Origin of the sequence: Paenibacillus whitsoniae, from assembly GCF_003955665.1 — a bacterium.
In the GTDB taxonomy this organism is placed as follows: domain Bacteria; phylum Bacillota; class Bacilli; order Paenibacillales; family NBRC-103111; genus Paenibacillus_E; species Paenibacillus_E whitsoniae.
In genome coordinates this window covers 1-22,254 of the sequence record NZ_RXHU01000006.1, presented here as the reverse complement: position 1 = coordinate 22,254, position 22,254 = coordinate 1, and the positions used below count along the sequence as shown (strand labels likewise).

At 51.6% G+C, this 22,254-nt stretch carries 10 protein-coding genes; all 10 read right to left on the bottom strand.

Annotated features, from left to right (window positions below; genetic code table 11):
- Positions 1-29: 29 nt before the first annotated feature.
- A complete protein-coding gene (locus EJQ19_RS01200; RefSeq protein ID WP_241242673.1) occupies positions 30-2,399 on the bottom strand; it encodes a helix-turn-helix domain-containing protein in 2,370 nt (789 codons plus the stop codon).
- A 578-nt stretch (positions 2,400-2,977) separates the two neighbouring features.
- Positions 2,978-3,862, bottom strand: coding sequence for an EamA family transporter RarD (gene rarD, locus EJQ19_RS01195; protein ID WP_126139391.1), 885 nt, complete (start codon positions 3,860-3,862; stop codon positions 2,978-2,980).
- Positions 3,863-4,495: 633 nt separating this feature from the next.
- Positions 4,496-7,219 (bottom strand): discoidin domain-containing protein, encoded by a 2,724-nt coding sequence (locus EJQ19_RS01190; protein WP_164716253.1) that lies wholly within the window; start codon positions 7,217-7,219, stop codon positions 4,496-4,498.
- A gap of 84 nt (positions 7,220-7,303) precedes the next feature.
- Positions 7,304-12,748: an S-layer homology domain-containing protein gene (locus EJQ19_RS01185; RefSeq protein ID WP_164716252.1), complete on the bottom strand. Its 5,445-nt coding sequence runs from the start codon at positions 12,746-12,748 to the stop codon at positions 7,304-7,306.
- Positions 12,749-12,894: 146 nt separating this feature from the next.
- Positions 12,895-14,481 carry an extracellular solute-binding protein gene (locus EJQ19_RS01180; RefSeq protein WP_126139388.1) on the bottom strand — a complete coding sequence of 529 codons (1,587 nt, stop codon included), beginning with the start codon at positions 14,479-14,481 and terminating at the stop codon, positions 12,895-12,897.
- Positions 14,482-14,547: 66 nt separating this feature from the next.
- The gene (locus tag EJQ19_RS01175; protein ID WP_126139387.1) at positions 14,548-15,444 is read right to left on the bottom strand and encodes a carbohydrate ABC transporter permease; all 897 of its coding nucleotides are present in this window, start codon (positions 15,442-15,444) and stop codon (positions 14,548-14,550) included.
- Between the two features lie 3 nt (positions 15,445-15,447).
- Complete coding sequence (locus EJQ19_RS01170) at positions 15,448-16,422, bottom strand: ABC transporter permease (protein ID WP_126139386.1); 975 nt, start codon at positions 16,420-16,422, stop codon at positions 15,448-15,450.
- A 171-nt stretch (positions 16,423-16,593) separates the two neighbouring features.
- Positions 16,594-19,302 carry a discoidin domain-containing protein gene (locus tag EJQ19_RS01165; RefSeq protein ID WP_126139385.1) on the bottom strand — a complete coding sequence of 903 codons (2,709 nt, stop codon included), beginning with the start codon at positions 19,300-19,302 and terminating at the stop codon, positions 16,594-16,596.
- On the bottom strand, positions 19,289-19,411 hold the full coding sequence (locus EJQ19_RS32755) for a hypothetical protein (RefSeq protein ID WP_277600916.1): 123 nt from the start codon (positions 19,409-19,411) through the stop codon (positions 19,289-19,291). The genes EJQ19_RS01165 and EJQ19_RS32755 overlap by 14 nt, the downstream gene beginning before the upstream one ends.
- A gap of 277 nt (positions 19,412-19,688) precedes the next feature.
- Positions 19,689-22,004 carry a helix-turn-helix domain-containing protein gene (locus tag EJQ19_RS01160; RefSeq protein ID WP_126139384.1) on the bottom strand — a complete coding sequence of 772 codons (2,316 nt, stop codon included), beginning with the start codon at positions 22,002-22,004 and terminating at the stop codon, positions 19,689-19,691.
- Positions 22,005-22,254: the final 250 nt, after the last annotated feature.

The following is a 22,254-nucleotide window of genomic DNA, read 5'->3' as shown; positions in this document are numbered from 1 at the left end:
AAAAGACAAGCAGCCCCGAAGGGCTGCCTCTATACGTCCACACTGGCTCTATTCGCCAGCATCGTTTCCCGGTATTTGCCCGGCGTAATGCCCTCCAGCTTTTTAAAAGCCCGAATGAACACAACGTCGTTGTTATAGCCAACCTTCTGAGAAATCTGCACAATCGTCAGCTCCTTGTTCTCCATGAGGTCTTTCGCCTTCTGAATGCGGTTGGCGGTAATGTAGTCGAGCAGGTTTTGTCCCTGATTCTTTTTGAAAAAGGTAGAGATGTACTGCGGTGTCATTCCGAACCGCTCCGCGATTTGGGCAAGCCCCAGATTCGGATTGCCCAGCTCTTCATGCACAGCGCGCACGATATCCTGCAGCAGCTGCGTACTGTGATCGGTCCGCTCGACGATAAACAGGCGGGTTAACCGCTGGTACAGCTCCTTCGTTTTCTCCTGCATGCCCTGCGCGGTCGAATTGCCGAATACCTCTTTGATCGGGTCGAAGTCGGCGCCAAGTACTGCGCCTTGTGCCACATGGGTGGCGTTCACGATTTTCAGAAATGTGGAGATGATGTTAAAAAACAAACATTTTCCCAGCTCCGGGGTCATATGGCTCGCTTCAAAATTCATCGCATAAATGTTATCCAGCGTCTTCTCGACGTTGTCCGTATCGCCGCTCCGCACAAAATTGATAAGCTGCGTCTCGACTTCCAGCGGATAATAGTAATGCTGCTTCGAATCATTAATGTCGTTAAAATGAATGATGGCATGTTGGCCCAGAATCAGCCGGTACTCCAGCGCCGCCAGCGCTTCGGGATATGCGTTCCGAATCGCCTTAGGCCCTTGATGGATTCCGCCGGCGGCCACCGTGATGCCGATATGGAACCGTTCCGAGATCATGGTAAACAGCCACTGGGCGATTTCCCTGAGATCGGCCTCGGCTTCCTCGCGATTCTCGGCCAGGTTGACCAGGAACGCGACGCGATCCCGATCGAGCTCCAGCGAAAAGCCCATGTGATGCACGCCGATCATATCGACGCCAACGTTGGCGATGATGAACCGGGCATGCGCCCAGCGCTGCTCCTCATCTTCAGCGCCCGGGTACACCTCTTCGATTTTGACCAAAATTACCGCAAAGCGGTCGCTGACAAAATCAAGCTCCATAAACTGCAGGCTTCCCTCGCCCGGCATGGAGACGTCCACGTCCATATGCCCGTTCAGCAGCCGGGACAAATAATTGGCGCGAATAAACGGCACTTGCTGTTTGAGCGTGCTCCGCAAGCTTTTTTCCTCGTGCATGGAGCCTTCGATCGTCTGACGGATGAACTCGTATTCGTCCGAGAGGGGGCGCTTGCTCATCTCTTTTCCGCGCATAATCGCGCTCACCGTTCGCTGCAGCGGTCTGTAATTGCGATAAGCCCCGATGCTGACGGCAAGCAGCCCCATAATCACGCAGAGGCCGAACAGAAGAATGGCCCAGCTTTGAATTTGATTCACCTGCTTCATAAAAATATCGTCCGGCGTAATCGAAACGTACTTCCAGCCGGCCTTCTGTGAGGATGCGACCGAGACCATCTGATCGACGCCTTGCAGTTTAAAAGGAAACGGTTCGGCTCCCTGCTCGACCCGCTCATGAAGTTCTTGTGGGAAGCGATTCCCCCTGTTGCTGATGATCGTATTGCCGTTCGCATCCAGAATGTAGATCGCGCTGTGACTGGCCGACTCCATCTGTGCGAACAGCTGCTTCACCTGATCAACGTTGATCAGCGCGACGAAGCTGCCGAGATTGGCCGACTGCGTCAGAATGGGCAGCGATTGCACATACGTGATGACTTCCTTCGGCAGCGCATCGTCATTGGATGGCGCTCCGATCAGCGGTGTAGTCGGCAAATAGGACATGCTGTGTTCGTTTTGGAGCATACTTTTCCACTGACCGTAGGACAGGTCCTTGTAGGTGTAGTGGGTGCTATAAAAGCTCCGCGAGTCCGTCAACAGATCGGATTTCACAATCGTATCGCTGGTCGCGAAGTACACGTAATAGTCAAAAATAAAGGAGCTCGTCATGCTGCGATACTTGGCCATCTTGTCCCGCATGAATTCGACGAACAAGTATTGGCTGGCCGCGTCGGAATCTGCGGGAATTTTGAGCATGTAATCGAGCTTCGGGTCGAACACGACCTGCTTCATTAGCGTATCAATCTCCGCAAATTTGTTGTCGAGCGACAGCTTGAGCTGCTCCAGCATTGCGGCATTGGAGCGGTTCGAGCTGCTCTCCAGACTCTTCTCGACCGCGGTGTAGAGAAAGACCCCCATCGCCAAGGGAATCAACAAAATAAACAAATTCGTCGCAATCATCGTCGAGAGCGCGCTTCTGCGATTGCCAAACAGCCGTAGTCTCGGTGGGAATTTCAAGTCGGCACGCTCCTTCCTGATTTCGTATTCCTACCTATTGTACTTCGGTATGATTACGCTTGCATAGAGGAAAATGAAAAACGCTCCGGTGAATCCCGGTCGCGTCGCGCACGATTCGAGCAGAAATGCGGGCATTTTCTGCGCGTGAAATGCAAAAAACGCCTGCGGGGTTGCAGGCATTTGGGGTGAGTAAGCTTGGTTTGATAACACAAGGCGCGTAAATAGGGTCAGCTCTATATGCAGAGCCGTTCCTATGGAGCCGCTTGCTCGTGCGTGCGTTGCTGAAATGGAATTCCTCCCGTTCATCCACGCCTTTTTCGTGAAAATGGGGACATGAACTGGAATTGCTCCAGCTCATGAGCGCCAAATTAAGTCAAATTCATGTAGTCCCTCTAAATGTACTGGAGGTTTTCCAGTTCATTGGGGAGAACTGCACCATTTTGCTAAAATGGAATGGAGAAATTCCAGTTGAGCAGACGGGGAGGACGCGGAGATCAGCTAGCCTCGGGTGAGCTCAGCCCGGGCGGGCTGTACAAACGGCCGCTTCGCCAGGCGCAAAGTTCCCCCGTCCGGCGTCACTATCGCTGCACGGCCGCTGCCCGCGCCGTGCGGATCGAGGCCAGCGCATAGACGACGAGTGCGCTCCAGATAAAAGCGAAGCTCGCCAGCAGCGCAGGCGAGAACTTCTCTTTGAACACGAACACGCTCAGCAGCAGCGTGATCGACGGCCCGATGTACTGGATGAAGCCCAGCATCGAGAGCGGAAGACGCACCGCTGCTTTGGCGAACCAGAGCAGCGGCATGGCCGTTGCTGCGCCCGCCAGGAGCAGCAGGATGAGCTTGTACGCCGGCAGCGTGCCGACGGTTGCTTGATGCGTCGCGTACAAGTAGCCGACGTAGATCAGCGCGAGCGGCAGCACGACCGCGGTTTCCCCGGCCAGGCCGATCGAAGCGCCGTAAGCCACGCGCTTCTTCACGAGGCTGTACAGGCCGAAGGAAGCCGCCAGCGAGACGGACACCCACGGGAAGTGTCCGTAGTCGATCGTCGCGATCGCGACGCCGATCGCGGCCAGTCCCACGGCGACCCACTGGGCGCCGGTCGGCTTCTCGCGGAGGAACAGCACCGCGAGCATGATGTTGAACAGCGGCGTAATGTAGTAGCCGATGCTGGTTTCGATCACGTGGCCGTTGTTCACGGCCCAGATGAAGATGAGCCAATTCGCGCTGATCAGCAGCGAACTGGTGGCGACGACGAGCAGCGTGCGCGGCACGGTCAGCAGCTGGGTGAACGCCTTCCACTGCCCCTTGCCGGCCAGCAGCAGGATCGTCATAAACACGAACGACCATATTACGCGGTGCGCCAAAATTTCCCCCGGCAGCATGCTGCCGAACAGCTTCCAATACACCGGAAGCAGCCCCCAGGCGATATAAGCCAGAATGGCGTAGATTAAACCTTTTTTCATTCCCCATACTCTCCGTTTCCTTCATTGCGTAACCGAATGGCAAGGCTTATCGCCAACTTAAGCAGGCACGCCCTTTTTTATCCGTCGGTTAATTCATTAGCCCATTGTACCATAGCGCAAGCCATCCCGTCCGATCCTTCTTCCCCCAAGAACGGCAAAAAATCCCCGACAACCGGGGATTTCCTGCTGGATTAGCTTGTTTTCGCACGATCCTGCGTCATGAAGCACCTTACCTACTTCTTCAGCCTTTACTTGTCAAAGAAGAAAAGCTAATTCCTGCAGAAAAGCAGGCTTTTTTCACCAAAACGGCGTTTCTTACAAAATGCCTGCTATAAAGCAGTTTTTAGACCATATCCGCTCCAAAAAGAAAGTCATCGCCGAAAATTCCTGCCTTTTTGCAGGCATTTCATCGAATTAGGGAGGGAAAGCGGAAAATTCCTGCTTTTATGCAGTTACAGCTAGCGTTCGTTTATTAACGTTCCGTTGATAATCAGTCCACCTATCCAGTATGTGAAAAACCCCTGTCCTACATTAACCATTATGGTTTCTGGGAGACAGGGGCATACTGCTTATCTCAGCGGTTCATCTTTTATTTAACAAGCTTCTCAAGGAAACCTTGAATGATCGTCGACGTCAGTTTATCGAGCTCACGTTAACGCCGGTCGTGGAGTAGATGAAAGCAGGCGCGCCCGTCAGCGGCACATCGACAATTCCCGCCACCGCCGGTATGAATTTGTAGCTTCCATCAATACCGACCACGTCTACTCCCGGGTCGGTCGTTTCGATATGCGCCTTCCGAGTAGGGCTGCTCGATGTTTGCCAGCTCGCATCCCACAGCGCGGTGATATACCTGTTCTTATTTTCATCCCAGAATTGATACCCGTAATAGGGATTTGCAACACCCGACAACTGCCCGAGATACTTGGAATCTTTAATCACCCTGATCAGTGTATAGTAGCCGTAATAGCTCTCTTTCGGCTTGCCGTTCCAGTCAATCAGGCCCAGGTTATGTTCCAAATTGTTGGTTTCCGTACCGTCATCGGCAAAATCATACCAATGTACCGTTCGAATCCCGTTCGCGATGGCATGCAGATAGGCGCGCGCCAAATAGTTTCTTTGGGTCGCCCGGTCTACCGCCTTCAAGTAGCTGCCGCCCGTATACGTGCTCCAGCCGATCTCGGTCATTATAATTGGCTTATCTCCGTCCCCGTGGCTGACCATCGTGTCCTTCAAGGCCTGCAGCATTTCGGGCAGTTTTTCCGGTGTCCCCTGGATCAGTCCAGGCACCGCCGGATACTCGTATTTGACATAAGGATGAACGTCCATAACGTCAAAATAATTTTTTACCAGAGCGCCGTTCTGACCGTCGGAATTGTAGAGGTTATCCAACCAATTCAAGCCCTTGCCTGCCGCCAACCGGTCAACCCCGCCCAGCGCGGGCTCTACGAGCAGACTCTTGCTGCTGACTGCTTTCAGGCTGTCATGATTGGCTTTCAGCGCCGCCGCTACGTCAGACGGGTTTCTATTGGCAAGATCGGGTTCATTGTAGGTAGAGAACGTGTAGGCGCCCCCGTCATTATCGGACTGCACATACCCAGGACCGTGGTAAAAATAATGAAAATTCACTCCGCTCTTACCATACAGCGATTTCATGGCACTGCTGTGATCCCACCATCTGTTCTTGTTAACTCCCCCAAGGTCCCTGAGTAGTCGCAGTTTCGTCATGAGGAACACATCCTCATTCTCTCCATGATGAACGTAATTCCCTCCGCCGTAAGGGGAATCGTTGATAGCAAATATGTCACCAACCCGTTCTCCGCCGAGTACAGATGGCGTCGTAAGCTTGAGTGTCTCGACGTCCTTCCTTTCTCCCCCGGTTGAATGAAAGGGAGTCACCGCCACATAATAAGTTGTTTCCGGCTTCAAAGCGAAATAGGTTGCATACTTGCCGACCTGCTCAATGGACTTGGCCTCCGCCGTGAATTTCGGTGTCAATCCTTCCGTGCTGGCGAAAGGGGCTGTCTCAATATAGATGCCATACTTGTTTACGTTGTTAACCACACCGTTGTAACCGGACCAATCCAGATAGAGCGTGCTGTAATTTTTCAGCTCTGTCATAAACTCCACTTGATCCGGTGTTGTTTTCTTTGGCAGCGTCGGGTCGTACAGCTTCCAGCCCCAGATAGCCACTTCACCGATTCTCAGCATTTGCGAGTCATTTGCATTATGCATAATGATTTTGACATACTTCGCATGCTTGCCAGGAACGCCGTAGCTAGGCGAATTCACAATTGCGTTCAAAGAACGTTTGTTCGCATTCGTTGTATAACCCAGAGATGAATAATTTACGCCATCGGTGCTGACAAGCACTTCATAGCCATCCATGGATAAAGGACCACTAGTGGCTACCCCGGTCCATACGTCGATTTTTCCGATCTGGTATACATCCTTCAGATTGAAAACGACAGCTGCGTAGTTCCCTTTTCGCCCCCAGACCGAGGTCATAATATAGTCTGCATTCGTTTGCGTGGTCGAACCGTCGATTAAATCCGGCACGCCTCCGGCGCCGTCATTCTTGGAATCGTTATCTGTTTTAATAATGTCGCTGTCTGTGACGAAGGGAACCTCTGTCAGCCACTCGTAAGATGCACCTGTCGCAATCTTGGGGGTGGTTGTGTTATATTCGCCAGAAGCCTTCAACACATTATTGCTTAATAGCGCCATTGGCTCCAGCACTTCGCCGAATATAGCCGCCTCTCCCAGCCGCATGACCGGCATAAGCGGGTCTTTGTGCATAATGATCTTGATATAACGGGCATAGACAGTGGGCTTGATGGCATAGGTGACGGGAGCAAACCCCTGGCCCGCAGCACGCGTATTTTCCTGAGCGCCAATCCGGTTATAAGTAAGCCCGTCCAAGCTGGCATATACTTCAAATTGATTCATACGGCTGCCATTGCCCGTATCCGCCCACACCTTTACTGAAGACACTCTGTAAGCCGTTTGCAGGTCGTAGATCAGCGTTCCGTATGCTGCAGTACCTGCCGCATCCCCTGTCGAACTGCTGAACTCCTCCTCCGGACCATTTCCGCCGTCCGTCATATCCGGCGCCCCATCACCGTCCGACGCAATTAATTGTGCATCAGTGGCGTACGTGCCTTCCTTCAGCCAAACATAAGACGCCCCTGTATGAATAGCAGCCGTACCCGCCGGAAACAGCGCCCCTCCGACTGCGTTTCCGCTTAACAGTGTCTCGTCCGCTGCCGCCATAACTTGTTGACGGGCGGGCATCGCGACGGAAGCGCATCCCAGCATCATACCAATGGCGCAGAGAAGCGCACAGATCTTCTTGGTCATCCTCATGTCAAAGCTCCTTTCCGAATGCTGGGAATTGACCGCCAGGCCGGGTCTAGCCAAAGACTGCCGGTCCTTCTCCCTAATCTACATAGATAACAGACCGTATATAAGCTTGGCGGCTTGCGCGCGTGTGGCAGGCCGATCCGGCACAAAACGATTTTCTTCAAGCCCGTTTATTATCCCGGCCTGCTGCATCGCTTCGACGGCTTCCTTCGCATAGACATCAATCTTCGCTCCATCCGTGAAGCTCGTTGTCGAAACCGATTGCCGCAAACGGATCTGTGCAGCCGCCATAGCCCTGTACGTCATTACCGCCATGTCCTGTCTCGTAATTTCACGGTCAATGCCGAAGGAACCATCTTCGTAGCCCTCCACGATGCCCAATTTTTGGGCGCTTGCCACCGCTTGGTAGAACCAATCGTCATGCTGCACATCGCGGAAGCTCGCCGCTGCGTTCGAGTCGGTAAGGTTGAAAGCGTTCATCAACATCTGGATAAATTGCGCTCTTGTCACCCGATCATTGGGTGCGAACCGCTCGCCGCCTAAACCGTTAACAATCTCTCTAGCCGCCAGTGCCTCAATGCTGCTTCTAGCCCAAGCTGCATCTTCCAGATCGCCGAAGACAACAGGCGTATACAGGACGGTATACAAGCTGAAATGATCCGTTGTAAACGTAACCTTGCCCTGGACAGCGTCATACTTTCCGTTCTTTACCACCTCAAGCGTGCTGCCCCCCGGAATGTGGTAGACGATGACCTGATCTGCGTTCTCGCCAGCTGCCAACGTATAGTTGATGGAGGCACGAACGGCTTTTTTGCCGAAAAACCGTTCAATCTTCACACCGTCAAGCATAACGCTAAAATCGTAGATTGCCGAAGCTCCCGTCCGCTCAGCAACCGCTCCCATAAGCACAGTAGGGCTGACCTTCGCAACTGAAATCTCCACATTCATCGAATCCGGCTTCACATAGCCGACCAAAGCATCCGGAGTCAGAGCAATCGTCGCTAGGTTTGTTCGAATTTCCACCCTTTCGATGTTTGCCACCTGAGCCGCTTTCAGCACTGCCACAGGGAGCTTGATCTGGGCCTTCTCGGCTTCTGGCACACCGGGAAGCTCTATTGCGAGGAGGTGTCCGGGGGCAGAACCTGCACTTTGAATCGCTTTCTCCAAAACGTCCATGTCTACCTCAACGGACACAACGCCATTCGAATTCGCCTCCTGCACCGGAATCACAATCGTACCGTTTCGAATAACCGGCGGTTCCGGATCTCGTTCTGACACCGGGATTCCGCCTCCACTCGTACCGCCGGATGGCATGTCTTCAACCGGCGGCCTGACCGTCACTGTACTGCTTGCCGTAAAGCCGCCGTCTTCGGTCGTCACTGTAATCGTCGCCTTGCCAGCTGACATGCCCTTGACGGTCGCCGTCTGTCCATAGACCTCTTGGGTAACGCTTACAACCGATGGATTGCTGGAAGTGAACTTCACCTTCTTGTTAGTTGCTTCACCAGGCGACACCGTTGCCTTCAGAACCAGAGGCTCCCCGATGCCGAGCGTCGCCGCTCTATGATCAAGCGCAATCCCTGTTACTCTCACCTCAGGTGAGCCGACTTGAGCCAGAATCAGATCCTCATACAATTGTGTGTTTTTGCTGGAGCCAATCCCGCTCATATATTCCAGCCAACCGCGACGGGTCGTACCGTCATTCTCATTAATCAGCATGGAAAAGCCGTAGATGTCCCCTTCCGATGGCGCACTCCCTTCCGGCAATATTTCCGACCAAGGGAGAGCCAGCTCGTAGGTAGTAGCGGTTTCACTTCGGTATACTGCTGCCTGCACGCTTGTCATTTCTCCTACCGTCTTTCCGTTGGCGGCCAGCCATCTCCAAACGAAAGGGCCCTGTTCCCCCAACGCGATGCCGAATTCATTGTTCTTGGCGCTGCCTATTCCGCCAGATCTGCCTGTGTCTATGGCAAACTGGATGCTGTCTCCCTGCCACATGTCACCACCTGTTCCTTGTTGAACATGAATATCGTCTTGAACCTCCATGCCGAAGTAGAGATTCCTGCGATCCCACTTCAGGAAGCCCTTGCCGCTGAGATCCGTTTCCCCGCCCCAGTTCGCAATATTTTTATTCTGATCCGACCTATTGATGACGATTGGCATGCCTGAATGCCATTCAGGCTCAGATAGCCTACCGTCGATAATCGGCACCGTCTGGTCGTTCACAGCGGCAAGGAAGTTAAACGACCTCTCTACGATTTTCGTAAATCCGCTGTCCAGCTCAACGGCGAGTTTTAGCTTGGCTCTTGCTTGCTCCGGAAGTCCCGTGATCGGAATCGTCAGCTTCTTGACTTCTCCCGGCTGCAAGCCGCTAAAGGCGATCGGACCGAATTCCCCCAAAGCTACATATACCGCCTCGGTAACGCTGACCGAACCCCCTAGCACCTTGTCCGGGGTCGCATTCTCTACATAAAGCGCCGCGTTCCATTGATCCCACCGCCCCGGCGCTACGACCTCGGGAACGATGCGGACCTTCATCGTCTCCAGCACATTGGCCGTCAATTTGATAGATGCAATCAGCGAGGTGCCGGAGATCACCTGGAGTGTAAGCTCCTGCGCTTTCTCCTCCGCATTTATCGGTATGGGAATGCTAATCGGAATGGCGGCCGTTCCCGGAGCAAAGTTCACTTCGCCATCCAACTTCCAATCGGCGGAAGGGCCGAGCAATTCCAGCCTGCCGCTCAGCTCCGCCCCCATGCCGGATCGTTTAATATCCGTTTGAAGAACATCACCGCGCCGAACATCAATTTTGCTGTCGGTCAGCACGAAAGAATCGTCGATGGACGAAACCTCAAGGCGGGATTTGGAATAAATAAATACAGGAGTGCCGCTAATGGTCAGACTTGCCATTCCGCCGCTGACAGGCAAATACGAATAACTTCCGTCGATACCCACAACGGTAAGCCCTGTATCCTGGGTTTGAAACGTTGCCGTTTTGGTCGATTCATCCGCCGCCCAGAGTGAAGTAATATATTGATTTTTCCCTTCATCCCAGTACTCATAGCCATAATACGGATGGTCGACGTTGGCTTTAACTCCTATATATTGGGCATCCTTTAACACCTTCGCCAGCGTATAGTACGCGTAATAACTCGGCTTCGGGACACCGTACCAGTCGATCATTCCGAGATTATGCTCCAAATTGGTCGAATCGGTCCCATCGTCCTGGAAATCGTACCAGTGCATTCTCTTAATGCCGCCGGCAATCGCATGCATGTAAGCTCTTGCCAAATAGTTTCCTTGTGTAACCCGGTCCACCTGTCGAAGATACCCGCTTCCGTTATACGTGCTCCACCCGAGCTCCGTAAAAATAACCGGCTTATTTTGATCGCCATACTTGGCTTTTAACGCCTGTATTTCCTTGATTTTCCCAATTAACATTTCCGGCGCACCCGGAATGAGTCCGGGCAGGCTGCCTTCATGATTTTTGACGTAAGGATGAACATCCAGCACATCAAAATAATTTTTGACTTGCGCCCCGTTTTGCCCGTCGGATTTATAAAAGTTTTCCAACCAGGTCATACTTGCCGGTTCCGTCCCGCCTAATGCCGGCTCAACCAGCATATTGCGGCTGTCTACAGCCTTCAGGCTTTCGTGATTCGACTTGATGGTCATGGCCAGCGCAGCGGGATTCGTCCCTTTCAGGTCAGGCTCGTTGACTGTGGAGAAGGTCCAAGTGCCTTGCTTATTGTCCAAGGGAACATCCTGGGGCCCGTGGTAGAACGAGTGGAAACCGACCCCGTATTTATTGGAGAACGACTTGATCCAGGAATCGTGAACCCACCAACGGTTCATATTAATGCCTTCGATGCTCCTCATCAGGATCAGCTTGCGGATAATGTTCTCATCCTCTTTGGCCCCGTGATTCACATAGTTGCCGCCGCCATAAGGCGCGTCGTTAATGGCAAATATATCGCCGACCTTGTCTCCGCCAAGCACACTAGGTGTCTTTACCTTGACCGTCCTGACATCCTTTCGTTCGCCTGATGCAGTGCTCGTGGGCGTGATCGCGATGTAGTACGTCGTCTCCGGCTCCAGGGAAGAAATGAGTACAAATTTTCCCTTTTGTTCAACGGTTCCGTTATCGGCGGTGGCAAAGGGTGTTTTTCCGTTCGTGTTCGTAAAATCGCTCTTTTGAATGTAGAGGCTATATTTGTTCACTTTATTGACGACAGAATTGTACGCCGACCAGTCCAGGTACAATGTGTTGTAATTCTTCACGTAGGTAGAGAATTCAACTTGATCCGGCGTATCCTTTTTTGCCAGCGTCGCATCATACAGCTTCCACCCCCAGATCGCAATCTCACCCGCGATTAGCCGGTCAGAGTCGTTGGCATTGTGCATGACGATCCGGACATACCTGGCATGCTTGCCCGGGATGCCGTAGGAAGGCGAATTCACCATCGTCCCTGTGTAACGGCTGTTCGGATTAGCTGTATAGCCCGTTGAGAAGTAATTGACATTATCCGTGCTCAACAACACCTCGTATCCATCCATGAAACTGCCCCCGCCCGCTTTGGACCATACGTCGATCTTTCCGATCTGGTACATATCGTTCAGCGTAAACGTTACAGCGGCGTATTGACCCTTCGAGCCTGCGTCCATACTGGCCGTCGTACCAGCCGTCTCTTCCACACTTGAGCCATCGGTCAGATCGGGCAGGCCGCCGGCGCTGCCGTCATCCTTCGCTCCCGCTTCATTGTCGCTAGTCATAATTCCCGCTTGGGTCACAAATGGCTGATCTGTATTCCATTTATAGGTGGCCTTGGTATCCGTCTTGGGCGTGCCGACAGGGTAATAGCCTCCGGCTTTTAGTTGATTATTGCTTAGCAGCGACTGCGGCTCCGCCGGCTCCCCCCACACAGCTACCTCACCGATGCTCAGCTTCAGCTTGTTCGGATCCTTATGTAAAATAATTTTTACATATCTAACATAAGGAGCCGGTTTAATCTCGCTGACTAACGGTGCTATGCCCGCCGTATCCGCTAACGTCGGTTCGGTAACCGCAACGCGATTATAATTCGTGCCGTCCAGACTGGCATAGATCTCGATCTGCATCACGCCGCTCGCTACCGAATACTCAGCCCAAGTCTGCACGGATGCTACCCGGTATACATCTTGCAAGTCATAAACCAGCGTTCCGTAGGCTTCCCCGATTTGGGTTTGGCTTGAAATGAGAGCGCTTACAGATCCGTCAGTCATTTTGGGCCCGGCATCCGCATCTCCCGAGACAAGCCCGGAATCCGTTGTGAAAATTCCTTCTCGCTGCCAGACATAAGAAGCCCCGGTTGCAATAGAACGTTCAGGATCCGGGAACAACACCCCCTGTGCATTGTTGCTAAGCAGCTTGGGCGGATCCGCCTCGGCCGCACGCGCGATGGCGTCTCTGCCACTTGTAATGCTTATCGTCTGAATAAACAACAGCACAGCGAGAAATGCTGCGCTTAGCTTGATGAATGGTTTCATTCCAGAGTCTCGCTTCCTTTCCTTCATTCTTTCAAGTTAACCCGCTAGCCGTACGGCACGCATATACAGATTACCTTCTTGAACTCGCACAATGCGATTGGGAAGGCTGCTTCCCGTTGAACGTTGGCACAACCTTCCCGATCCTGTTAGTTCAAAAATGCTTTGTTTTTCTCGTACCACTCCTGCGCAAGCTTCTCCACATTGTCGCCGCCCAGACGCTTCCATTCCTTGCGAACCTCTTCCATAGCCGTTTCCGGGGTCATTGCGCTCCCGCCGGTTACAGCTTTTACTTCAATTTGTGTGGCAATCGGATGGAACGTAGCGATCAGTTGGCTTGCCTCTGCAAAATCAGGATTAAACGCGATGTCTCTGCGATACTTGTTCTTAAGCGCCGTATTCAGCGATTGCGTTTTAAGTTTGGCATATTCCTGCGATTCCGCATCTTGTGCAGCCATCGCAGGGAACCATTCAGCCTTCAGGCTGAAATCCGATACGATCGCATACTCGTTAGCATAGGATACTTCCTTACGGAACTTATCCGCGTCAAGTTTTTGAGGGATTACGTTGTCTACCAGCTTATAGTGAACGTTCTCTTCGCCGTACTTCATCACCATGTCACCCTTTTCGATCATCCAGTCCAGAAATTTAATGGCGGCCTCAATCTTATCCTCCTTCATCTGGGAGTTAAAGGCGACCAGGATATTTGCAGGAAGCTCTTGATATAAGCCATTTTTCCCGTATTTGCTGGCTACGGGCTCCAGCGGGACCATCTTGGCATCCGGCACATTCTTCTTCAGATCCTTGAATTCGTTCTCCATATTCCAACTGCTGAAGTAAATGCCCGCTTTGCCTGTCGTCCACATTTGACGAGCGCGTTGAAAGTTACTGTCCGTAATGTACTCTTTATCAAGCAAGCCTTGATCGAATAAGGACTTCTGATAGGCAATGGAATCTTTATACCGGTCAAGGGTTCTGCCGAATTTCATTTTGCCATCTTCCAGATACCATTGGTTCTCATTCACGGAGAAGAAGGCTCTGATGATTTGAATGGCATTGCCATTAAAGACGATAGGGACCGTATCCGCTTTGCCGTTGCCGTCAGGGTCGGCATCCTTGAACTTTTTGGCCACCTCAACCAATTCTTCTGTCGTTGTCGGCGTTTTCAAGCCCAACTTATCCAGCCAGTCCTGGCGAATCCATATGCCGTGATTGGCAATCCCATCTACGCTTCTGCTGGTGGTAATTGCGTAAGTTTTGCCATTGATCGTCATCGCCGATTTGAGCTCGGGATGCTCCGATAAATACTTTTTCAACGTCGTGCTATACTTCTCAATATACCCGTCAATCGGCTGGATCGCGCCTTGATTGGCCAATTGTGCAATGTAGTTGCGGTCATATTCCCAGATCAGATCGGGCGCACTGCCAGACGCGATAAGTGTACTCAGCTTCTGCTGAGCCTGCCCGCGCGGAACAGGGACCCACGTCACTTTTGCCGGGGCATTTTCATTGATCCACTTGGTCCAGCGGTTGTTCTCATAGCTCCCCTCCTCCGCAGGTACGGTTCCACGGTCAAAGACGGAAATACTGATTTCTTTCTTTGGTCCCGCCGACGCAGCAGTACTGCCCTGCGGCGACGCGGAGCTCCCTACATTTGCAGAGTTCGAGCTGCAAGCCCCCAGAACTGCGAGTGACAGACTTACCGCAAGAACCGGCTTCCAAGCATGTTTGTACATTTTCAACCTTCTCATCCCCTTAAAATATAGTTTGCATCTATATCAAGGACTGCTCGCCCCATGATATCAACCTTTCACTGAACCGATCAAGACACCTTTGACAAAATGCTTTTGCAAGAACGGATACACGATCAGAATCGGCGTAACCGCAATAACAATCGCAGCCGCTTTAATGCCTTCCGGCGTCAGAACCACCTGTGCGACCCCCTCGCTTCCCGAACCGCTGTCAAGAAGGCTCTGATCCACCTGCAGAATCATCTGGTAGAGCTTAAGCGTCAGTGTATGCATGGTTGACTTGGTCACATATAACAGCACGTTAAAATAGGAGTTCCACCATCCGACTGCATAAAAGAGCGACAGTGCGGCAATAATCGGCTTGCAAAGAGGTATCATAATTTGGGCTAGTATTCTCCAATCGCCTGCCCCGTCAATCGCCGCCGACTCCTCCACTTCTTCCGGCAAGCCTTCCATGAACGTTTTCATAACAAACATGTTGTATGTACTGATCAAAGAAGGAAGCCATAACGCCCAGTACGTATTCATAAGTCCCAACGACTTCACGAGAATAAAATTCGGAATGACACCCGAGATGAACAGCATGGTGAACGTAATGAACATGAGCAGCGCCTGGCGCCCCATAAGTCTTCGTCTTGATAACGGATAAGCAGCCAGTACGGTCAGGATCATGTTGAGCGCAGTGCCTACAACTGTAACCAGCACCGTATTGCGCATAGCCACAATGAGCTGTCCATCCAGGAAAAGCCGCTTGTAGGCCTCTGTATTGAAATCAACCGGCCACAGCGCGACCTCGCCCGCCGTAATGGCCCTGCTGCTGCTGAAGGAAGCCGCTATTTCATACCAAAGCGGATATAAAGCGATAAGCGCGCAGAAAGCCAATATCGTATAGTTTGCCCCGGTCCCCAAGCGGACAAAGAGAGAATCGCGTGACTTGTACCTATCCATTGCTCACCATAACCCCCTTTCTCCAAACACCCGGGTCAATCTGTTTACGCCTACAACCAGAATCAGTCCGACTGCGGATTGGAATAAACCGAGAGCGGTCGTATAGCTGTAGTTCATATTCTGCAGCCCGACCCGGTATACATAAGTGCTGATCACATCCGCCACATCCAGGACGGACATGTTTTGCAGCACCAGCGTTTGTTCAAGCCCCACATCCATCATCTGTCCCATGCGGAGCACGAGCAAAATGGCAATGGTGCTGCGAATGCCCGGCAGTGTAATATGCCAGATCTGGCGCAGCTTGGAGGCGCCATCCATCTTGGCCGCCTCATACAGCTGAGGATCAATCGATGCCATCGCAGCGAGATAAAGGATCGTACCCCAGCCTGCCTCCCTCCAAATGCCCGACAAGGTGTAAGCAAACGGCCACCAGGCAGAGCTGGCCATGAAATAGATGGGATCGATACCAAACACCTTCGTGAGCACCATGTTGACAACGCCCGTGCTTGGGGAAAGCATCGCAATGAAGATCCCCCCCAGCACCGCCCACGAAATAAAGTGAGGCAAGTACAGCAAATTCTGAACAATCCGCTTATACCATTCCCTCCGCACTTCATTCAGCAGAAGCGCCAAGCCGATGGGCACCGGAAATCCAAATACAAGGCTATATACGTTAAGAAGCAACGTATTCCTGAGAACCCTCCAAAAATCAATGCTTTGGAACAAGCTCTCGAAATGCTTAAACCCCACCCACCTGCTGCCGAATAGGCCATCAGCAAATCGATAATCCTTAAAGGCGATCACTTCACCTGCCATTGGCGCGTATTTAAACATTAAGTAGAATCCAATGACAGGCAGCAGCATCAAATATAAATGGCGGTCCCTAGTCAAGCGGCTGCGGAATGCGGACGGGGCCGGCTTGATGGATACTGGCTTCCGTCGTGTCACCGTATTGAAACGAGCCTGTTTTTCCTCCATATGGTGTTCACCCTTTCGCAATGTGGACCGGTTGGTGTGCCGGCGATTTGATCGTACTCCGCAGCCGCTGTGTTAGAAAAGAGACACGTCTTGAACGCCATGTATTTTTTTAGCTTGCCGACTGGTCACCTTTTTTGTGTAGGGTTCACTTCTTTAAGGTGACAAGTGTCTCTAGCTGACTGAAGTCACGCTTACGCTTTGACTGGAGTAAATGAACAAGGGTGCTCCTGTAAGCGGGATCGATATGCTTCCCGCTACCGCGGGGAGATACTTATGGCTGCCATCAATGCCGACAACCGTAACCCCGGCATCGCTTGTTGCCAACACAGCTGTTGCATTCCCGGTGCTTGTTGTCTGCCAACTGGCATCCCACAAGGAGGTCACGTACCGGTTTTTATTCTCGTCCCAAAACCTGTAGCCATAATAAGGATTGCCGATGCCGGTTACAGGCCCCAGATATTCCGCATCTTTCATCACCCTTACTAGCGTGTAATAGCCGTAATAGCTGGGCTTCGGCACCGCATTCCAGTCGATAAGCCCAAGGTTATGCTCCAAATTGCTTGCGGTCGTCCCGTCATCCTGGAAGTTGTACCAATGCACCGTGCTGACACCACTGGCGATCGCGTGCAGATATGCCCTTGCCAAGTAGTTCCTCTGCGTCGCACGGTCAACCTTTTTCAAAAATCCCCCGCCTGAATAGGTGCTCCAGCCTAACTCGGTAAACACAATGGGCTTGCCGGTGTCTCCATGGCTTGACATCACCGTTTTTAAATCAGCGATTTTGGATATTAACTTCTCCGGCGTTCCTTGATCCAGCCCTGGCACCGCCGCATCCGCATATTTCACATAAGGATGAACATCCATGACGTCAAAATAAGATTTGACCAATGCACCGTTCTGCCCGTCGGAATTGTAAAAGTCATCCAACCAAGCAAGACTGGCGGCATCGACTCCGGCAAGCGCGGGCTCCACCAGCAGATTCCTGTTGTCAACCGCTTTCATGCTGCTATGATTATTCATGACAGTCGTTGCGGCCGATGAGGGAGCGGTCCCAGCCAAGTCAGGCTCATTAAAGGAGGAAAACGTCCACACGCCTTGATTATTATCCCCGGCCACATAGCTGCTGCCGTGATAAAACAGATGAAAGTTGACTCCGTAGCTGCCGTATTTCGTTTTCATTGAACTGCTGTGATCCCACCATCTGCTCTTGTTAATGCCGCCGATTTCCCTCAGCAGCTTCAATTTTTTCGTCAGATTCGCCTCTTCATCAGCCCCGTGATTGACATAGTTCCCTCCGCCATAGGGCGCATCGTTAACCGCAAATATGTCCCCCGCTTTGGCTCTGCCGAGTACGGAAGGCGTCGTTATCCGAAGCGTAGTCACATCGGTTCGTTCTGTACTTCCTGAGCGGAACGGCGTTACCGCTATATAGTAGGTCGTCTCCGGTTTAAGCGCAAAATAAGGCGTGTATTTGCCCAATTGCCCGACTGTGCCTGGATTTAAGGTCATTGCAGCCGTCAGGCCGGAGGCGTTGGTAAAGTCGGAGGTTTCGATATACACCGCGTATTTATTTACGTTGTTAACTACATGGTTATAGCTGGACCAATCAAGATAGAGAGTGCTGTAATTTTTCAAATCCGCTCTCACCTCCACCTGCTCGGGCGTTGCGGTCTGCGAAAGCGACGTATCGTACAGCTTCCAACCCCAGATTGCGATCTCGCCGACCGTCAGTTGCTGGGAGTCATTCGCATTATGCATAATGATCTTGACATATTTGGCATTTCTCCCCGGCACGCCGGAGGATACCGTATTCACAATCGCACTGGATGTACGAGCGTTCGGATTGGCTGTGTAGCCAAGTGACGTATAGTTCACTCCATCCGTGCTCAACTGGACCTCATAACCATCCATATACTTGGTGCTGTCCGCTCTAGTCCATACATCGATGTTGCCAATCTGATATATCTCGTTCAAGTTAAAAATGACGGTTCCGTACTTTCCCTGTGACGACCATGCGGAGTTGACGGTCATATCCGCCGAAGTTTCGGTACTTGAGCCGTCAATGAGGTCGGCTACGCCTCCTGCCCCGTCATTTTTGGCATCATTGTCGGTTGTAATTAAATCGCCTTGCGTCACAAAGGGCTGGTCTGTTGCCCATTGATACACAGCATTCGTCGGCAGCCTAGGCGTGTTCGTATTGTAGGGACCTCCGGACCTTAAGAAATTGTTGCTGAGCAGTGCCTGCGGCTCCAGGGAATCCCCGAACACGGCGACCTCGCCAAGTCTCATGTTATATTGGGGCGTATCTTTATGCATAATCACTTTGATGTATCTGGCGTACACAGTCGGCTTGATCGATAATTCAACCGCAGCGAAGCCAGAATTCGCCGCATTCGTATTTTCTACAGTTCCTGCCTGGGCATAGGTCAAACCGTCGAGGCTGGCCAGCACCTCAAAACGCTTCATTCCGCTATTCGTCGCCGTGTCCGCCCACACTTTGACGGTCGTTACCTTGTAGACAGATTTCAAGTCATAGATCATCGTTCCGAAAGCGACCGTGTTGTTAGCCCATGTAGAATTGTTGCTGTAATTGCCGTCCGGGCCGTTAATTCCATCGGACATGTCCGGTGCCCCGTTGTTATCCGTCGAGACAATGAGGGAATCTGTCGCATGTGTGCCCTCTGTCAGCCATGAATAGGTGGCTCCAGTAGCGATTGTCTGAGTGGATACAGGGAACAAGGCTCCCAAAGAATTGCCGCTCAACAGCTTCTCGTTCCCACTCGCCCGGACGAGATCCGTGCCCGTGGGTGCCATGAGCGCCGAACTGAATAACATCGTAACTGCGCATAGGTACAAGCCTGTTTTTCTAAATATCCTCATCAAATGAAATCCTCCCGGCCCATTTTTTTGAAGCGCTTTCAAAAATATCTCTTGTCCAACCTTCCGTTACCCGCCTGTGCTCCACCCCCATCACTTTTCGGTTTGTCATCTTCCTCCTCCCTTTGGTATTATCCGCAGGTTAGCGGATGGTATGATCGTAAGGCGACATCCATCACTTGAGAATAGACGAAATCTGCACTACATGACCTTTTTTAATCCTTCTCGCGTGACACTTTTAAGCACGGTTTCATTTTTTACGGATAAGTAAACAGCGGCGAAAATTCGCACACTGGACTTATAAGCGTGTGCTTTTAGAAAAGACAAACGCCGCCCACTGTTGAGTGTGCGGCGGAGCGTGAATGCTTTATTTTCAATTAACCGTAGTTTTAGGACTTGATCTTCGCCGATTCCCGAAACTCCGTCGGCGTCATGCCCGAATACTTTTTGAACGTTCGCAGGAAGCTTCTTGTATTCGCGTAGCCTACCGCTTCGGAAACTTCGTTCACCTTGCGTTCCTTATCCAACAGCAACGACTTGGAGGCGTCAATTCGAATCGCGATGAGATGATCAATAAAATTGCTTTCCGTATATTCTTTAAACAGCTTGCTGATATAGGTCGGACTGAGATGAAATTGCTCAGCCAACCGATCCAGTGAAAGATCACTTTCGTGGTAATGTTCCTGGATATAGGTCAGCATTCTTTCGATGGCCTCATTCCGGCCCCGGTGGCTGCGCTTCTCCTCGATCTTCGCCACCAGTTCTTCAAGCACCGACAGAACGAGTTTCTCGGCTTCTCTCCAATTCTCGCAGCGACTGATTTTCTCGTAAATGCTGTCCAACGCCCCCATCGATTCCTCTGGCTCTACCCCGATGGCGCCCGCCGCTTGCAGCGATTTCATAATCATATCAAAGGATAGCTGACGCAGCAGGTCTGGAGGCAGATTACTTTCAACCGCCACTTGATACAGCTCCCCCAGACCGCGCCGCAGCTTCTCCATATCGGCGCTCTTCATCGCGTCCATAATTGGCTCCGCCATCCGGTTCAGGCGGTAATAGTCCTGACTGTCTGCCGTTTGAAGATCTTCAATGGAGATCACAGAGTGTTGGCCGAACACCATTTTATAATGGAGCGCTTTACGCGACTCGTCATAGGAGGCGGCAATGTGCTTCATCTCTTTGCAGCTTCGGCCAACCCCAACTGTAACATTCAGACGGAACTGCTTTTTCATGACATCGAGAATCATCTCCAGGATAGCAAGGGCCCGCAAGTGGTTCTGCTCAGCATCTCCCTCCGCGAAGCTGAAAATTACGGCGGCCCGACCGCCCCCCAGATCGATGGCAGAGCCGGCACATTCACTGTTGATCAGCTCTTCGGCCACATTGCAGAAAGCAAACGTATACAAGGTTTCGTCCCGAGGGGTTACAGCTTCCCCAGCTTCCCCCTCTTTGCTTATTTCCGCGGTGCAGACCAGATACCTGTCCGGATATAATCGAACCCCTACGAATTCCAGGTGATGACGAACGGACGAATAGTCTGTTCTGTAGCCGGCGAGGAGATCCATCATAATTTTCCACTTTAGAACCGGCTTGGAATCGCGCACATGCTTCTCCAAATGCTCCTGGTCCAGTACCATCTGATCGAACACCCGTTCCAGTTCCTGTAGACCAAGCGCTCTAGCACCGGTCCTCTCCTGGCGTCCTGAGCGATATGAGCCCGATACTTTCCCAACTAAACGATCCAACGGTTTATACGTCCACCTGTTCACATAAAATAACACGATCAGTGCAAGAGCAATCATCCCAGCAGCAAAAACGAACAACAGATTGCGCGTCACTTGAAGCGGCTTATAGATTTGCGCCTCCGGCACGATACTGATCATCGTCCAGCCAGTATAGTCGGAATAGCGGTGAAACACGGTTTGATCGATACCTTCCATATTCATTGTGAACGAACCCGTACTCTTGTCGGATAATGCTTGCTTGATATAGGGCAGCTCCCGCATATTCCGGTAAATTTGTGTTTTGTCATCGTGGGTTACAACGTTTCCATCCTTATCGATAATGAAGAGATGCCCGACCTTGCTGTCCTCATATACGGCTTTTACCATTGTATAAAGGACCTCTTCTTTTATGTTGACCGCGACCACCCCTTTACGATAGCCCGGACTGCTGATGGTCGGATAAGTGCGTACAAGTGTAACCACATCCTGATTCCCGAACCCGTCCCACACTTGATGCGTCGTCAGCCACCGTACATATTCCGGCATATCGATATACGCATCCAACCACTTTTCCTCGCTTGAAGCTGCCTGCATGAAAGCTTTATCCGTGAAGATGTCCCCGCTGGTTGAGGAATAAAGGAAGATTGACGAATAATTCGGATTGGAATTAATAAAGTTTTTCAGCTTCTCATTGAGACCAAAAAAGGTTGTGTAGCGCAGCGAGTCCTCCATATAGCTGCCGTACATGAAGTAAACGAATTCCAGCTGATCGGTCAAACCGAGCAAATCCTTTTCCGTCTGCCGAAAAGCCGCCTCCATCTTTTGATCCACTTGCTTGAGCAGCGCCAGATTCGTATCTGTGAGATCCCGCTTCAGTCTGCCAACCGTGCCAAAGTAGGACAGACCGAAGGTTAGCGATATGATAAACATGAAAACGATCCCATAGATGAGCATCACTTTGCCCGAAACGTTTGACTTCATAGATAACCTCCCACAATAAGCTATCGCTTGTACAGACCCTTTGCCTACTGTATTTCGATTATCGTTCCATTGCGCATATACGGTCAAGGTGGCTATTTTTGCATGGGGTGACACGATCTGTTCCCCGTCTTATCGAAAAGTACTGAGAAATTGACGATTAGTTCAATTTCGATCCGTATTACCAACACGAAAAACCCGCTACATAAGCGGGTTTCCCTAATGGATACAAGCTGTCTCTTATACACATCTG

Bases quoted from the DNA above. Each gene is read 5' to 3' on its own strand.
- rarD (WP_126139391.1), bottom strand. From the start codon at position 3,862: ATGAAAAAAGGTTTAATCTACGCCATTCTGGCTTATATCGCCTGGGGG.
- EJQ19_RS01190 (WP_164716253.1), bottom strand. From the start codon at position 7,219: ATGACCAAGAAGATCTGTGCGCTTCTCTGCGCCATTGGTATGATGCTG.
- EJQ19_RS01185 (WP_164716252.1), bottom strand. From the start codon at position 12,748: ATGAAACCATTCATCAAGCTAAGCGCAGCATTTCTCGCTGTGCTGTTG.
- EJQ19_RS01180 (WP_126139388.1), bottom strand. From the start codon at position 14,481: ATGTACAAACATGCTTGGAAGCCGGTTCTTGCGGTAAGTCTGTCACTC.
- EJQ19_RS01175 (WP_126139387.1), bottom strand. From the start codon at position 15,444: ATGGATAGGTACAAGTCACGCGATTCTCTCTTTGTCCGCTTGGGGACC.
- EJQ19_RS01170 (WP_126139386.1), bottom strand. From the start codon at position 16,422: ATGGAGGAAAAACAGGCTCGTTTCAATACGGTGACACGACGGAAGCCA.
- EJQ19_RS01165 (WP_126139385.1), bottom strand. From the start codon at position 19,302: ATGAGGATATTTAGAAAAACAGGCTTGTACCTATGCGCAGTTACGATG.
- EJQ19_RS32755 (WP_277600916.1), bottom strand. From the start codon at position 19,411: ATGACAAACCGAAAAGTGATGGGGGTGGAGCACAGGCGGGTAACGGAA.
- EJQ19_RS01160 (WP_126139384.1), bottom strand. From the start codon at position 22,004: ATGAAGTCAAACGTTTCGGGCAAAGTGATGCTCATCTATGGGATCGTT.